Annotated in this window: 15 protein-coding genes and 1 riboswitch; of the genes, 9 read left to right on the top strand and 6 right to left on the bottom strand. The window is 61.0% G+C overall.

The annotated features are described in order from the left end of the window. Positions 1 to 2: 2 nt before the first annotated feature. Positions 3 to 452 (bottom strand): c-type cytochrome, encoded by a 450-nt coding sequence (locus tag FIV39_RS16695; RefSeq protein ID WP_090401691.1) that lies wholly within the window; start codon positions 450 to 452, stop codon positions 3 to 5. Between the two features lie 128 nt (positions 453 to 580). Between FIV39_RS16695 and mltA the strand changes: the two genes are divergently transcribed. Beyond that, positions 581 to 1,768: a murein transglycosylase A gene (gene mltA / locus FIV39_RS16690; protein WP_090401690.1), complete on the top strand. Its 1,188-nt coding sequence runs from the start codon at positions 581 to 583 to the stop codon at positions 1,766 to 1,768. 115 nt (positions 1,769 to 1,883) lie between these two features. Here the strand turns inward: mltA and FIV39_RS16685 are convergent, their stop codons facing one another. Continuing rightward, positions 1,884 to 2,270: an MAPEG family protein gene (locus tag FIV39_RS16685; RefSeq protein WP_090401689.1), complete on the bottom strand. Its 387-nt coding sequence runs from the start codon at positions 2,268 to 2,270 to the stop codon at positions 1,884 to 1,886. A gap of 193 nt (positions 2,271 to 2,463) precedes the next feature. On the opposite strand from FIV39_RS16685, the gene FIV39_RS16680 reads away from it, so the two are divergent. Further along, positions 2,464 to 3,723, top strand: a complete 1,260-nt coding sequence (locus FIV39_RS16680) for a cation:proton antiporter (protein ID WP_090401688.1) — start codon at positions 2,464 to 2,466, stop codon at positions 3,721 to 3,723. On the opposite strand, the gene FIV39_RS16675 is transcribed toward FIV39_RS16680, so the two are convergent. Both FIV39_RS16675 and FIV39_RS16670 read right to left on the bottom strand, forming a co-directional pair. Further along, entirely contained in the window at positions 3,717 to 4,604 is an 888-nt protein-coding gene (locus FIV39_RS16675) for a formate/nitrite transporter family protein (RefSeq protein WP_090409855.1), read from the bottom strand. The two genes, FIV39_RS16680 and FIV39_RS16675, sit on opposite strands and share 7 nt — an antisense overlap. Positions 4,605 to 4,679: 75 nt before the next feature. Then, a complete protein-coding gene (locus FIV39_RS16670) occupies positions 4,680 to 5,084 on the bottom strand; it encodes an acyl-CoA thioesterase (protein WP_090401687.1) in 405 nt (134 codons plus the stop codon). A 207-nt stretch (positions 5,085 to 5,291) separates the two neighbouring features. Then, positions 5,292 to 5,398: riboswitch (S-adenosyl-L-homocysteine riboswitch) on the top strand. 21 nt (positions 5,399 to 5,419) lie between these two features. Between FIV39_RS16670 and ahcY the strand changes: the two genes are divergently transcribed. From ahcY to FIV39_RS16645, 5 genes are all read left to right on the top strand, one after another. Next, complete coding sequence (gene ahcY / locus FIV39_RS16665) at positions 5,420 to 6,829, top strand: adenosylhomocysteinase (RefSeq protein ID WP_090401686.1); 1,410 nt, start codon at positions 5,420 to 5,422, stop codon at positions 6,827 to 6,829. Between the two features lie 170 nt (positions 6,830 to 6,999). Beyond that, the gene (gene metF / locus FIV39_RS16660) at positions 7,000 to 7,845 is read left to right on the top strand and encodes a methylenetetrahydrofolate reductase [NAD(P)H] (RefSeq protein WP_090401685.1); all 846 of its coding nucleotides are present in this window, start codon (positions 7,000 to 7,002) and stop codon (positions 7,843 to 7,845) included. Positions 7,846 to 7,928: 83 nt separating this feature from the next. Next, positions 7,929 to 9,011, top strand: a complete 1,083-nt coding sequence (locus FIV39_RS16655; RefSeq protein WP_090401684.1) for a hypothetical protein — start codon at positions 7,929 to 7,931, stop codon at positions 9,009 to 9,011. A gap of 63 nt (positions 9,012 to 9,074) precedes the next feature. Further along, positions 9,075 to 9,866 (top strand): substrate-binding periplasmic protein, encoded by a 792-nt coding sequence (locus tag FIV39_RS16650; RefSeq protein ID WP_090401683.1) that lies wholly within the window; start codon positions 9,075 to 9,077, stop codon positions 9,864 to 9,866. Positions 9,867 to 10,087: 221 nt separating this feature from the next. After that, entirely contained in the window at positions 10,088 to 11,980 is a 1,893-nt protein-coding gene (locus FIV39_RS16645) for a DEAD/DEAH box helicase (RefSeq protein ID WP_090401682.1), read from the top strand. A 68-nt stretch (positions 11,981 to 12,048) separates the two neighbouring features. On the opposite strand, the gene FIV39_RS16640 is transcribed toward FIV39_RS16645, so the two are convergent. Then, entirely contained in the window at positions 12,049 to 12,648 is a 600-nt protein-coding gene (locus FIV39_RS16640; protein WP_090401681.1) for a YceI family protein, read from the bottom strand. A gap of 32 nt (positions 12,649 to 12,680) precedes the next feature. Further along, positions 12,681 to 13,232: a cytochrome b gene (locus FIV39_RS16635; protein ID WP_027606058.1), complete on the bottom strand. Its 552-nt coding sequence runs from the start codon at positions 13,230 to 13,232 to the stop codon at positions 12,681 to 12,683. Between the two features lie 272 nt (positions 13,233 to 13,504). On the opposite strand from FIV39_RS16635, the gene FIV39_RS16630 reads away from it, so the two are divergent. Further along, positions 13,505 to 14,911: an adenosylmethionine--8-amino-7-oxononanoate transaminase gene (locus FIV39_RS16630; protein WP_146371559.1), complete on the top strand. Its 1,407-nt coding sequence runs from the start codon at positions 13,505 to 13,507 to the stop codon at positions 14,909 to 14,911. 37 nt (positions 14,912 to 14,948) lie between these two features. Further along, positions 14,949 to 15,668 (top strand): 16S rRNA (uracil(1498)-N(3))-methyltransferase, encoded by a 720-nt coding sequence (locus FIV39_RS16625; protein ID WP_090401680.1) that lies wholly within the window; start codon positions 14,949 to 14,951, stop codon positions 15,666 to 15,668. Positions 15,669 to 15,681 lie beyond the last annotated feature (13 nt).

The raw sequence follows: 15,681 nt of genomic DNA, 5'->3' as shown, positions 1-15,681 counted from the left end.
GGTCAGTGGTCCCGAAATTGTTTATGGCAGGCACTGCAGGCATCTTCGACTTTCTGTACGGCAGGCGTAAGGTTGCTGGCCTTGTAGGGCTGCACTTGGCTGGCGATCACCAACTCACCCGTGGCCGCTTCCAGCTCGCGGGCCAGTTGCTGGAACTGCGCCTGTTTTTGCCACACGTCGTCCTTGGCACTGGTGTGATCCTCTTCGCGTACGCTCGGAAAGTGCTTCCACGGTTCATGGGACAACGCATCGAGCCTGACCGCGCCTTCGGCGAATTTCGCGCCATCGAACGCAATGCGCCCGCGCAACATGCCGCCCAGGTCTTCAGCGGTCTTGAGCATCTGCTTGAAGATCGCCTTGCGCTGGCCAAGGGGCGAATTCGGATCAACGCCGCCGCAGGCGGACAGTGCCAGGCAGGCCAACAGCACAAGCGTAATTTTTTTAAAAGTCATGGTGGCTCAGGGTCACGGGAAACGGCGGCCAGTATCCTCGCCCTGCCCATAAAGACCAATAGCCCTATTAATAATAAGGGTTGTCCACAGGCGCTGCAGCGCGGGCAATCGCTTCAGGAACTGTTCGTATGAATCTCACGTTGAAACACTGGAGCCGCCGCTTGGCATGGGCTCTGCCGATCATCGCACTGCTGTCAGGCTGTGACGCTGGCAAGGACAGCGGTAAAGACACGGCTAAAGATGAAACTGCCAAACCCCACGCCGTCGCCACCTATGTCAGCGCTCCCTGGGAAGCGTTGCCTGCCGTGTCCGACAGCGACCTGCTGGCCGGCTTCGAATCCTGGCGTAGCGCCTGCCAACGCCTCAAGGCCGATCCTGTATGGGGTGCGACCTGCGCAGCAGCGGGTCCCGTGCCAGCCGATGCCGTGGCGGTGCGCGGTTTTCTCAAGGAGCGCCTGGATGTGTTCGGCCTGCGTTCGGCTGACAACACCCCCAATGGCTTGATCACCGGCTACTACGAACCGGTCTACCCCGGCAGCCTGACCAAAACCGCCACCGCCCATGTACCCGTGTATGGCGTGCCGGACGACCTGATCATCGTCAATCTGGAAAGCATCTACCCGGAACTCAAGGGCAAGCGCCTGCGCGGCCGTCTCGAAGGCCGTGTGCTCAAACCCTATGACGATGCCAGCGCCATCAACGGCCAAGGCTCCACCGCCAAGCCGATTGCCTGGCTGACCAACCCGATGGACCTGCAATTTCTGCAAATCCAGGGCTCGGGCCGCATTCAACTCAAGGATGGGCGCCAACTGCGCGTCGGTTACGGCGACCAGAACGGCTACCCCTATCGCCCTATCGGCCGCTGGCTGGTGGAGCAAGGCGAGTTGAAGAAAGAAGACGTGACCATGGGCGCCATCAGCGCTTGGGCCAAGGCGCATCCAGAACGCATCCCGGAGCTGCTGGCGAGCAACCCCAGCTACGTATTCTTCAGTGCCCGCCCCGACAGTAATGAGGGGCCACGCGGCTCGCTGAACGTGCCGTTGACCGCCGGCTACAGCGCGGCAGTGGATCGCAAGGTAATTCCGCTGGGTAGCCTGTTGTGGCTGTCGACCACCACGCCCGACGGCTCGCCATTGGCACGCCCCGTCGCCGCGCAGGACACCGGCGGTGCAATCACCGGTGAAGTGCGCGCGGACTTGTTCTGGGGCACGGGTGACGCTGCCGGAGAGTTGGCGGGAAATATGAAGCAGCAAGGTCAGATCTGGATGCTTTGGCCCAAGGGCGCGGCATTGCCGCAGGTGCCGGAGACACTCTAGATCAAATGTGGGAGGGGGCTTGCCCTCGATAGCGGTGTGTCAGTTGACATATCCATCAACTGGCCAGCCGCCATCGGGAGCAAGCCCCCTCCCACAACGGAATCTGCGCCATGCGTTAGATCGAGACGAAGAAGAAGCTCGCAATCAATGCCATGCCCACCGCCCACACCAACGAGCGCAATATTGCCCAGTCAGCCAAGTAGCAAATGATGTACAGCAGGCGGCTGGTGATAAACAGCACGGCCAGCACGTTGATGGTCACCAGTTCGGCCGTGCCGGCCAGATGGGCGATGATCACCGCGGCGGCAAACGCGGGAGTCACTTCAAAGCTGTTGAGCTGCGCACTGTGGGCACGCTTGGCAACCCCTTCGAGGGTATCCAGAAAAGCACGCGGGTCGTGGTTCTGCCGTGGCCCGAACTTGCCGCCACTGAACTTGGCCACCCCTGTGCACAGGTAAGGCAGAAAAATCGCGATCAACACACACCAGAAAGCAGCCGTCATTACTCATTCCTTTTGTAGTTTTATGCAGCGATTAGAGTTCTAGCACTAAAAACTCAATATCGCACCTAACCGCTCTGAGCCGCACGACAGCGAAAGGTTCTACCGTTCTTTCGCCCAAGGCCTTGCAACCTCCCGCCGCTGCTGCGGTCCATCCCCCCACTAACAACTCTCCCCCATCTTCCAAGGACCCCGGATGCTTGAACTTGTCGCCGCCTTCATTTGCCTCACTACCCTGCTCACCTATGTGAACTTCCGCTTCATCGGCCTGCCGCCGACCATCGGCGTGATGGTGACGGCCCTGCTGTTCTCCCTGATCCTGCAAGGCCTGAGCGTGCTCGGCTACCCAGGCCTGGAGGAACGTATCCAGCAACTGATCGGCCAGATCGACTTCGGCGACTTGCTGATGAACTGGATGCTGTCGTTCCTGCTGTTCGCCGGCGCCTTGCACGTCAACTTGAACGACCTGCGCAGCTACCGTTGGCCCATCGGCCTGCTGGCAACCTTCGGTGTGTTGATCGCCACCGTGGTGATCGGCAGCCTGGCGTATTACATCTTCGCCCTGTTTGGCTGGCACGTGAGCTTCCTTTACTGCCTGTTGTTCGGCGCACTGATCTCGCCCACCGACCCCATTGCGGTGCTGGGCGTGCTGCGCACCGCCAATGCGTCGAAACCGCTGAAGACCACGATTGTGGGCGAGAGCCTGTTCAACGACGGCACGGCGGTGGTGGTGTTTACCGTATTGCTGGGCATCGCGCAGTTGGGCGAGACGCCTACCGTGGGCGCCACGGCCATGTTGTTCGCCCATGAGGCAATTGGCGGCGTGGTATTCGGCGGGCTGATCGGCTATCTGGTGTACCTGATGATCAAGAGCATCGAACAGCACCAGATCGAAGTGATGCTGACCCTCGCCCTGGTGATCGGCGGCTCGGCGATGGCCACGGAGCTGCACGTCTCCGCGCCGATCGCGATGGTGGTCGCCGGGCTGATCATCGGCAACCTGGGGCGCAAGCTGGCGATGAACGACATGACCCGACGCTACCTGGACGGTTTCTGGGAACTGCTCGATGACATGCTCAACGCGTTACTGTTCGCGCTGATCGGCATGGAGCTGCTGCTGTTGCCGTTCAACTGGCTGCACGTGTTCGCGGCCAGCTTGCTGGCGGTGGCGATCCTGCTGTCTCGCCTGCTGACCGTGGCCCCGGCGATCCTGTTGCTGCGCCGCTGGCGCACGGTGCCGCGCGGCACCATCCGTATCCTGACCTGGGGCGGCTTGCGCGGCGGGGTTTCGGTGGCACTGGCGCTGGCCCTGCCACTGGGGCCGGAGCGCGACCTGCTGCTGAGCATCACCTACATCGTGGTGCTGTCGTCGATCCTGCTGCAGGGTCTGAGCATCGGCAAGCTGGTCAAGCGCGTGACCCAAGGCGAACCCCAGGCCACACCTGACGCTCACTGATCCTTGTTGATCCGCTGCGGATGCCTCGGGTCCGCAGCGTTCTTGCCCGGCAAGCTACCCTCGCTGCGAATCTGCGCATGGCTGATCAAGGCAAAGATGAAGCTGCCACCGATGATGTTGCCGGCCAGTGTGGGGCCGGCAAACACCAGCCAGAAATCCTTCCACGGCAACTCGCCGGCAAACACCAGGTATGACACTTCCGCCGAACCCACCACGATATGGGTGAAATCCCCCAGGGCCATCAGGTAGGTGATCAGAATGATGATCCACATCTTGGCGCTTTCCATCGACGGGATCATCCACACCATGGTGGCGATCATCCAGCCGGAGACGATGCCTTTGGCGAACATCTGGCCGGCGTCGTTTTCCATGATCTTGCGCCCGATTTCCAGGAAGGCCATGTCGGTCTTGGTGTCGAAGATCGGCAGGTGCAGCATCACGTACGCCACCAGCAGGGTGCCGCACAGGTTGCCCACCAGCACCACCGACCACAGGCGTAACAGGCGCCCGGCATTTGCCAGGGTCGGCTTGCTCATCACCGGCAGCACGGCAGTCAGGGTGTTTTCGGTAAACAATTGCTGGCGCGCCAGGATCACCGCGAGGAAGCCCGCGCAATAGCCGAAGCTGGCAATTACCTTGAAGGCTTCACCCTCAGGCAGGCGTGAATTGAGCAGCCCCATGGCCATCAGTGACAGGCCCATGGTCAACCCGGCCGCCAATGCCGACCACCACAAAGCGGCGACACTGCGCTCCAGCTCCTGGTCGCCCTGGGTACGGATGATTTCGTGCAGTACCGCTGCGCGGGGCGGCTGGTTCTTGTCGACGTCCTGCTGCTCTTCCTGGGACAGGTTGGGGGTCTTGCCTTCTTCTTGCGTAGCCATGGTGATACCTGAACGGGGGGCGATGTTCAGGTACGACCCATGGCCGATCAATAGCGTTCACTGGCTCGCGCAGGATTACTCGCTGATGTCGTCTTCCTTGAACTGATCCTTGACGTACCTGATCTCGGTACGCCCGTGTGGCGCTGGCAAACCGTCTTCGCCGAGGTTAACGAAGACCATTTTCTCGACAGTCAGGATGCTTTTGCGGGTGATCTTGTTCCGCACTTCACAGGTCAGGGTGATGGAGGTGCGACCAAACTCGGTGGCAGTGATGCCGAGTTCGATGATGTCGCCCTGGCGCGAGGCGCTGACAAAGTTGATTTCGGAGATGTACTTGGTCACCACGCGCTGGTTGCCCAGTTGAACAATCGCGTAGATGGCTGCTTCTTCGTCGATCCAGCGCAGCAGGCTGCCGCCGAACAGGGTGCCGTTGGGGTTCAGGTCTTCAGGTTTTACCCATTTGCGGGTGTGGAAGTTCATGGGGGGGCTCCGGGGGTGAGGTGTTTGGAGGATTGGGGTATGGCCACCCAGCTTCAAGTTTTAAGCTACAAGCTGCAAGTTAAAAGCCGATTCGCTTTTACTTGCCGCTTGCCGCTTGCCGCTTGTAGCTTGTCGCTTGCCACCAGCCAACCAAAGAAAGCTATAATCGCCCCCGTTTTCGAACGGCTACTACCGTTCTCCCGCCACCTGTCCGAGGGGCGCTGCAGCAGGTTCAACCTGTCAGGCTCGGATGGGGCGTTGTCCGGCCTGGTTTCCCTGGCCTGATACTAAACGCACAACGGCGCCCATTCGCACACTACGAATGGAGGCTCTTCATGAGCGCTGTAATTACGCCTGCCGATTTCAACGACTACAAAGTCGCCGATATGTCCCTCGCCGCCTGGGGCCGTCGCGAAACCTTTATCGCCGAATCCGAAATGCCAGCCCTGATGGGCCTGCGTCGCAAGTACGCCGCTGAGCAACCGCTCAAGGGCGCGAAGATCCTCGGCTGCATCCACATGACCATCCAGACTGCCGTGCTGATCGAAACCCTGGTTGCCCTGGGTGCCGAAGTGCGTTGGTCGTCCTGCAACATCTTCTCGACTCAAGACCAGGCCGCTGCCGCCATCGCCGCTGCCGGTATCCCGGTATTCGCCTGGAAAGGCGAGACCGAAGAAGAGTACGAGTGGTGCCTGGAGCAAACCATCCTGAAAGATGGCACGCCTTGGGATGCCAACATGATCCTCGACGACGGCGGCGACCTGACCGAGCTGTTGCACAAGAAGTACCCGCAGATTCTCGACCGCGTCCACGGCGTGACCGAAGAGACCACCACTGGCGTGCACCGCCTGCTGGACATGCTGGCCAAGGGCGAGCTGAAAATCCCGGCCATCAACGTCAACGACTCCGTGACCAAGAGCAAGAACGACAACAAGTACGGCTGCCGTCACAGCCTGAACGATGCCATCAAGCGCGGTACCGACCACCTGCTGTCGGGCAAGCAAGCCCTGGTGATCGGCTACGGCGACGTGGGCAAGGGTTCGTCCCAGTCCCTGCGTCAGGAAGGCATGATCGTTAAAGTCTCCGAAGTCGACCCGATCTGCGCCATGCAAGCCTGCATGGACGGTTTCGAAGTGGTTTCGCCGTTCATCGATGGTGTCAATGACGGCACCGAAGCAAGCATCGACAAGGCCCTGCTGGGCAAGATCGACCTGATCGTGACCACCACCGGTAACGTCAACGTCTGCGATGCCAACATGCTCAAAGCCCTGAAAAAGCGCGCCGTGGTGTGCAACATCGGTCACTTCGACAACGAGATCGACACTGCTTTCATGCGCAAGAACTGGGCATGGGAAGAAGTGAAGCCACAGGTACACAAGGTTCACCGTACCGGCGCTGGCGCTTTCGACCCACAGAACGACGACTACCTGATCCTGCTGGCTGAAGGCCGCTTGGTTAACCTGGGCAACGCCACCGGCCACCCAAGCCGCATCATGGACGGCTCGTTCGCCAACCAGGTGCTGGCCCAGATCTTCCTGTTCGGCCAGAAATACGCCGACCTGTCGCCGGCCCAGAAAGCCGAGCGCCTGACCGTGGAAGTACTGCCGAAGAAACTCGACGAAGAAGTGGCCCTGGAAATGGTCCGCGGCTTCGGTGGCGTGGTAACTCAACTGACCAAGACCCAGGCCGACTACATCGGCGTGACCGTCGAAGGCCCGTTCAAGCCGCACGCTTATCGCTACTAAAGCAGCTGCAAGCTTCTAGCTACAAGCGGCAAGTCAACGCGTTTGTGGTGAAGGGCCTGCTACTTCATTGCTCCTTAAGCAGCTGAGAGATGTGAGCTTCAAGCTACAAGAACTGGCACACCGCCCTCTTGCAGCTTGAAGCTTGCAACTTGCAGCTGGAGACCTCCTCCATGTCCCAAGACCGTCGCTACAGCTTCGAGTTCTTCCCCACCAAGACCGATGCTGGGCATGAAAAACTGATGGCGACTGCCAAGCAGTTGGCCACTTACAACCCCGACTTCTTCTCCTGCACCTACGGCGCTGGCGGCTCGACCCGTGATCGTACGATCAACACCGTGTTGCAGCTTGAAAGCGAAGTCAAAATTCCCGCCGCTCCGCATTTGTCGTGCGTGGGCGACAGCAAGGCCGACCTGCGCGGCCTGCTGACCCAATACAAAGCCGCCGGCATCAAGCGCATCGTTGCGCTGCGTGGCGACTTGCCGTCCGGCATGGGCATGGCCAGCGGTGAGCTGCGCTACGCCAATGACCTGGTGAGCTTCATTCGCGAAGAAAGCGGCGATCACTTCCATATCGAAGTGGCGGCTTACCCGGAGATGCACCCCCAGGCGCGCAATTTCGAAGACGATCTGCAGAACTTCGTGCGCAAGGCCAACGCCGGCGCCGACAGCGCGATCACCCAGTACTTCTTCAACGCCGACAGCTACTTCTACTTCGTCGAGCGTGTCCGCGCCATGGGTGTGAACATCCCGATCGTGCCGGGCATCATGCCGATCACCAACTACAGCAAGCTGGCGCGCTTCTCAGACGCCTGCGGTGCTGAGATCCCACGCTGGGTGCGCAAGCAACTGGAAGCCTATGGCGATGACGTCAAGAGCATCCAGGCGTTTGGCGAACAAATGATCAGCAATATGTGTGAAGAATTGTTGCAAGGTGGTGCGCCAGGCCTGCACTTCTATACCCTGAACCAGGCTGAACCCAGCCTCGCGATCTGGAACAACCTTAAACTGCCACGTTAGGCCGGTTTAATCGCTGTACCCAGCCCTCGTTATTACGGGGGCTTTTTTCGTCTACCTATCCCTGGAAAGGAAGCCTGCAGTAAATGAATACAGCATCCCCGACTCCTCGCCCGCAGCTGGTTTACCTGGTATTCGGCGCCGAGACCTATCATCAGGAAGCCGTATTCAGCATCGCCAGTGCCCTGGCCCACCTGGGCGGGCCCCAGGACATGCCGTTGGACATCCAGGTGTTCAGCGACAATCCGGCCCCCTATCGCGGCTTGCCGGTACAGGTTCATACGCTGGACGACGCCACGCGCAAACGCTGGAGCGAACCCCACGGCTACCACTTTCGCACCAAACATGTGCTGTTGCGCCAGGTACTGGAAACCTCGGAACGGGCGCTGTTGATCGACACCGACACCTTTTTCCACGACTCGCCCATGGCGCTGTTCGAACGCGTCGCGCCCGGAACCGTGCTGTGCAATGCCTTCCACGCCAAGTACGGCGACAACCGCGAAAGCGTGCTGTATGAAGCCCTGGCCAAGCACCTCGCAGACAAAGGCTTGGCCGACAACGATATGTGGCTGCTCAACTCGGGCGTCATGGGCCTGACCCGGCAAGACGCGCACATCCTTGATCGCTCGATCGCGTTGATGGACGAGCTGTTTCCGATGGCCCACGGCGCCTACACCCTGGAAGAGTTCTGCCTGTCGGTGGCCGCGTACCGCACGCTCAACGTGCGCCAGTGCCCCGACCTGATCCACCACTACTGGAGCCGCAAGCAGTTGTTCCGGGCCAAGGTCAAAGCATGGATGACCAAGCACGCCGCAGACCCCATCTGCGCCCACGCCCTGGCCGACACCCGCAAGGTCTCCGCCCACCTGCCCCGCCCGCCGCGACTGCAACGCTTGATGTACAAGCTGATCACCCTGGCCTTGCCCAAACGCAAGCAGCAGTTCATCCGCGAAATTCTCTACGGCTGCTACGAGCACGAAAATGAATTCGACCAGGCCTGTGGCCCGGTTTGGTGGGACAAGGCCCTGCAGAATCAGGAAGAGCGGCAAAAATGCCCAGTCGATGCGCACCAACTCGAACATTGGTTCGCCAACCCAATGGTGCGCCTGATTCTGGGCGAGCGACGTGCAGCCATCTATGAACACCTGATGACCTCACCGACAAAATAGCGCCGCCCGCAGATGCGTGTGCCAGAGCTTCTCTTTAGCGCAGCGGCGTCGTAACCTCGGGGCATGCCCGTCATTCTGAAGCTGTTGACCGTTGCGCTTTTTACTTGCTTGAGCCTGACCGCTTATGGCGAGAAATTGCGCATTGTCACCGAGCCCTGGGCACCTTATGTGTATGAAGAGCACGGCGCCATGCATGGACTGGACTACGAAACCACGGTGATCGTGTTCCAGCGCCTGGGGATCGATGTGCAATGGCAGTTCCTGCCCTGGAAGCGCTGTCTGGCCATGCTTGAGCAGGGTCATGCCGATGGCGCACTGGATATTTTCCACAGTCACGACCGCGACGCCCTGCTGTTGTACCCCAGCGAACCGTTGTCGGAAGTGGAATTTGTGATGTTCTACGCCAACGAGCGCCCTCACCCGGCCCAGAGCCTTGACGACCTGGGCGGCCTCACTGTCGGCACCTCGCCAGGCTACCTGTACGGCACGCCATTCAGCGACTCCACCCTGTTCAACCGCGAGCCGGCCCCCAGCCATGAGGCCAACTTCGGTAAATTGCTGCTGGGGCGCATCGACCTGCTGATCACCGACCGCCGGGTCGGCCGGCATGTGATCAAAGCGATGGGCCTGGAAGACAAGGTCAGCCAGGCCCCAATCGTGGTCAGCCGCCAACAGCAATACCTCGCCGTACGCCGTGGCGCGGGGATGGACCTGTTGGTGCAACGCTTTGCCGCCGAGCTCAAGCGCTTCAAACAGGAACCGGCCTACGCCGCTTTAAGCGCCAAATATGGTGGAATCCAAGCCATTTCAACCTCCGGACACACCGTTGAGCAGCAGGAAAGCGGCGCACAGTGATTGCTCTGTTATACTCCGGCCTTTCCGCCAGGCTTACGCCCGGCCGCTGAGGTCCTGAAAAAGGCACCCAACCCCGCTACTGCGCAGCTTTCAGCCCGCGCGAGCCGGTGGAGTGCCCGCCAGACGCAGCAGGACCGGACGGGATTGCGCTCCCCTAAGCGCCATTCACGCCTGGCAAGATTATCCCTTTGGGCCAAGCCCTAACTAAAACAGGATTACTCATGTCCTTTGCTTCCCTCGGTCTCTCCGAGGCTTTAGTCCGCGCCATCGAGGCAGCGGGCTATACCGAGCCTACTCCGGTGCAACAGCGGGCTATTCCCGCCGTGTTGCAAGGTCGCGACCTGATGGTTGCGGCTCAGACAGGTACTGGTAAAACCGGCGGCTTCGCCCTCCCGATTCTGGAGCGGTTGTTCCCCAACGGTCACCCGGACAAATCCCAGCGTCACGGCCCGCGCCAACCGCGCGTACTGGTCCTGACCCCTACCCGCGAACTCGCCGCCCAGGTGCACGACAGCTTCAAGCTGTATGCCCGCGACCTCAAGTTCGTCAGCGCCTGCATCTTCGGCGGCGTCGGCATGAACCCACAGGTTCAGGCCATGTCCCGTGGTGTTGACGTGCTGGTGGCGTGCCCCGGTCGTTTGCTCGACCTGTGCGGCCAAGGCAGCGTCGATTTGTCCCACGTGGAAATCCTCGTGCTGGACGAAGCCGACCGCATGCTCGACATGGGCTTTGTCCATGACGTGAAGAAGGTCCTCGCCCGCCTGCCGGCCAAACGCCAGAACCTGCTGTTCTCCGCGACGTTCTCCCAGGACATCACTGCCCTGGCCGGCAAGCTGCTGCACAACCCGGAGCGCATCGAAGTCACGCCGCCGAACACCACGGTCGAGCGTATCGAGCAACGCGTATTCCGCCTGGCCGCGAGCCACAAGCGTTCATTGCTGGCGCACCTGATCACCGCCGGCGCCTGGGAACAGGTGCTGGTGTTCACCCGCACCAAGCACGGCGCCAACCGCCTGGCCGAGTACCTGGACAAGCACGGCCTCACCGCCGTCGCCATCCACGGTAACAAGAGCCAGAACGCGCGCACCAAAGCCCTGGCCGACTTCAAGGCCGGTGAAGTGCGCATCCTGGTCGCCACCGATATCGCCGCACGCGGCCTGGACATCGACCAACTGCCACACGTGGTCAACTTCGAGCTGCCAAACGTCGACGAAGACTACGTGCACCGTATCGGCCGTACCGGCCGTGCCGGGCGTTCGGGCGAAGCCATTTCCCTGGTCGCACCGGATGAAGAGAAACTGCTGAAAAGCATCGAACGCATGACCAAGCAGAAAATCGCCGACGGCGACCTGATGGGCTTCGATGCCAGCGCCGTTGAGGCCGAGAAGCCTGAAGTGCGCGAGCGTCCGGACGTGCGTAACCCACGTAACCCACGCGGTCCGAAGGGCGATGGCCCGAACGGCGGCGGCGGTGGTGGTGGTCGTCGCGACAAGGGCAAGGACAAGGGCGGCAAGGAAAAAGCGCCTGCCAACGGCCGTGGCGAACGCCCGGCCCGCGAGCAGAAGCCCCGTGAAGGCACCCCGGCCCGCGAACAGCGCCAACCGAGCCAACCGCCACGTGCCGCAGCCGACCGCGCCCCGGACGAGTTCCTCGACGACGACGTGGATAACTTCGGCAACCGCGTGGACTACGTGCCCCAGGCCAAACCGGCCCAGGGTCGTGGCCGTCGTCCAGGTGCTCCGGCACCGGGCGCAGCTGCCGGGACTGGCGCTCCACGTGGCGGCCAGCCTCAGGGCGGTCGTCAGAACGGTCCACGCAACAGCAGCGGCGGCACGACCGGCACCCCACCGGCCAAGCGCAGCGGCCCGCGTAACGGTGCACCGCGTGACGGCCAGGCGCGTCGCGAAGATTCGCGCAGCAACAACCGCCGCCCGGCCCGTGACGACCAGCCGCGTTTGTCCGAGCCAGCCGTGCAGAACCCACGTGGTGGTCCGGCGCCAAAGATCATCCACAAGGAGTCGAAAGCTGATCGCTTCCCGACACCCGAGCAGTTGGATCAACTGCCAGGCCGTCCTCGTGGTGAAAAACCAGCACTGCTGACCCGCAACCGCTGAGTTTCAAAGCGCCATAAAAAATGCCCCGCATCGAAAGATGCGGGGCATTTTTGTGTGCGAGGCGAAAGTTACTTCGCTTTAACACCTTCAAAGGTGATGTACAGCTGAACGCCGTCGGACTGTGGACCTACGTCCATGCCACCCGGGTTGAATTCCTTGCGACTGATCGTGGTGGTGCCTTCAAAGCCGGCACGGTAGCCGCCCCATGGATCCTTGCCTTCGCCCAGGAACGTAGCCTTGACCACGATAGGCTTGGTCACGCCGTGGAAGGTCAGGTCGCCAGCCACATCAGCAGTTTGCTTGCCATCAGCGTTCTTGCCGGTTGGCTTGACGCTGGTGGAGACGAACTTGGCGTCAGGGAATTTGCCCGAATCCAGGAAGTCCTTGCTGTTGACGTGCTTGTCGCGTTCGGCGTGGTTAGAGAACACGCTGGCGGTGCGAACATTCACTTCGATCTTGGCGTCTTCTGGCTTGGCGGCGTCAAAGCTGAACTTGCCGTCCAGATCCTTGAAGGTACCGGTGATGTAGCTGTAGCCCAAGTGGCTGATCTTGAAATCGACGAAGGCGTGCTGGCCTTCCTTGTCGATCACATAGTCAGCGGCCATCACCTGGCCTGCCGACAGCAGGGCTGTACCGATTGCCAGAGCAGCGAGTGTCTTTTTCAACATGCTTTCTATTCCTTGTGAGTCGAGGTTGAACATCAGGCTTTGCGCCCCAGCATTCGCGTGAGGGTCGCATCACGATCGATAAAGTGGTGTTTCAACGCAGCCACGCCGTGCAAGCCGGCGAAGACTACCAACACCCAGGCGAGGTACAGGTGCACCACGCCGGCGGTGTCTGCCTGGTCCGGTAGACCGGAAACCACGGCAGGAATTTCAAACAGGCCAAACACCGGGATACCGACACCGTCTGCGGTGGAAATCAGGTAACCGGCGATCATCACGGCAAACAGCCCGAGATAAAGGAACGCGTGGCCGAACGCGGCACCGATACGGGTCAAGCGGCTGTAACTGGCCAGCGGCGGAGGCGGCGGGCTGATCAGGCGCCAGACAATACGTACCAGCATGATGGCGAACAGTGTGATACCAATGCTCTTGTGCAGGTCCGGCGCGTCTTTGCGCCAGGCGCTGTAATAGTCGAGCCCGACCATCCACAAGCCCAGGGCGAACAGACCGAATACCACCAGGGCCACGCCCCAGTGCAAAACCATACTGACCCAGCCATAACGGGCCGGTGAGTTACGTAGCTGCATGTACTTAATCCCGTAAGAGCTGCGCCCAAGACTAGCGATTTACCTATCGAATTAAAGCGGAAAATTTTGCTTTGAAATATAGAGAAATACGATCAAGAGCGTATGCACAATAAGTTAACCAAGGATTAAGGACTATTCCCAAGAAACGTGACAGTCCGTCCTACGTTTACCCCGAATTCCCCACAATGGCTTGTGACCCGGGCCACCATTGCATAGGCTTGCGCGATTGTTTCGCCTGCGCCGCTCGCAGGACCGCTTCGAGGAGATCACCGATGGGCTTGAACAACCAGTGGATGCAACGCGACCTCGCGGTGCTGTGGCATCCCTGCACCCAGATGAAAGACCACCAGCAACTGCCGCTGATCCCGATCAAGCGCGGTGAAGGCGTATGGCTGGAAGACTTCGAAGGCAAGCGCTACCTCGACGCCGTCAGTTCCTGGTGGGTCAACGTGTTCGGCCACGCCAACCCACGCATCAACCAGCGCATCAAGGACCAGGTCGACCAACTGGAACACGTGATCCTCGCTGGTTTCAGCCACCAGCCGGTCATCGAACTGTCCGAGCGCCTGGTAAAGATGACCCCCGAGGGCCTGACCCGCTGCTTCTATGCCGATAACGGTTCGTCCTGCATCGAAGTCGCGCTGAAGATGAGCTTTCACTACTGGCTCAATCGTGGCCTGCCGAATAAAAAACGCTTCGTCACCCTGACCAACAGCTACCACGGCGAAACCATCGCCGCGATGTCGGTAGGCGACGTGCCGCTGTTCACCGAGACCTACAAAGCGCTGTTGCTGGACACCCTCAAGGTGCCAAGCCCGGATTGCTACCTGCGCCCCGAGGGCATGAGCTGGGAAGAACACTCGCGCAACATGTTCCTGGCCATGGAACAGACCCTGGCCGAGCACCACGATACCGTCGCCGCCGTGATCGTCGAACCGCTGATCCAGGGCGCCGGCGGCATGCGCATGTACCACCCGGTGTACCTCAAGCTGCTGCGCGAAGCCTGCGACCGCTATGGTGTGCACCTGATCCACGATGAAATCGCCGTGGGCTTCGGGCGCACCGGGACCATGTTCGCCTGTGAACAGGCCGGCATCCGCCCGGATTTCCTGTGTTTGTCCAAGGCCCTCACCGGCGGCTACCTGCCGTTGGCCGCCGTGGTCACCACCGATGACGTCTACGACGCGTTCTACGACGACTACCCGACCCTGCGCGCCTTCCTGCACTCCCACAGCTACACCGGCAACCCGCTGGCGTGCGCGGCGGCCCTGGCGACCCTGGATATTTTCGAAGAAGACAACGTCATCGAAAACAACCAGGCCCTGGCCCAGCGCATGGCCACGGCAACGGCGCACCTGGTCGACCATCCGCATGTCTCGGAAGTACGCCAGACCGGCATGGTGCTGGCCATCGAGATGGTCCAGGACAAGGCCACCAAGACCGCTTACCCGTGGCAGGAACGCCGTGGCCTGAAGGTGTTCGAACACGCCCTGGAACGCGGCGCGCTGTTGCGGCCGCTGGGCAGCGTGGTGTATTTCCTGCCGCCCTATGTGATTACGCCGGAGCAGATCGACTTCCTCGCCGACGTTGCCAGCGAAGGCATCGACATCGCCACCAACAGCAAAGTCAGTGTTGCGGTGCCGAAGGACTTCCACCCCGGCTTCCGCGATCCGGGTTGATTGCCGGCACACCTACACCTTTTTTCAGAGAACAGAAATGAGACTGTCCCGCTTTTTCACCGACACCCCGCTGAGCCTCGGCGATCACGAGCTGCCCGAAGCCCAGGCGCACTACATCAGTCGCGTGCTGCGCATGGGCGAAGGTGACGCCGTGCAATTGTTCGACGGTTCCGGTCAGGAGTTCCTGGGCAGCCTGCTGGAAGTCGGTAAAAAACGCGTCACCGTGCAGCTGACGGAAAGCTTCGCCGGCCAGGCCGAATCGCCGCTGCACATCCACCTCGGCCAGGGCCTGTCCCGGGGCGAGCGCATGGATTGGGCGATCCAGAAAGCCACCGAGCTGGGCGTCAACGCCATCACGCCGATCTTCAGCGACCGCTGCGAAGTACGCCTCAAGGACGAACGCGCCGACAAACGCCTGCTGCACTGGCGCCAGGTGGCGATCAGCGCGTGCGAGCAATGCGGGCGTTCGACGGTGCCAGTGATTCACCCGCCGTTGCTGCTGGCAGACTGGTTAAAGCAGGCCAAAGCAGACCTGAAGCTGGTGCTGCACCCGGTGGCCGAGCCGATGGTCAGCCATGCCAAGCCTGCGAGCCTGGCGTTTCTGATCGGCCCGGAGGGTGGGCTGACCGACTCCGAAGTCGACACCGCCCAAGGCGCCGGCTTCCACGCCGCCCGCCTCGGCCCGCGTGTGTTGCGCACCGAGACTGCGCCCGTCGTCGCGCTGGCGGTTGCACAACAACTCTGGGGCGACTTCTAACCCTCCCACATTT

It is taken from the genome of Pseudomonas grimontii (genome assembly GCF_007858185.1).
Taxonomy (GTDB): domain Bacteria; phylum Pseudomonadota; class Gammaproteobacteria; order Pseudomonadales; family Pseudomonadaceae; genus Aquipseudomonas; species Aquipseudomonas grimontii.
The sequence above is the reverse complement of the archived record's forward strand: the minus strand, read 5'-3'. Positions and strand labels throughout refer to the sequence as shown.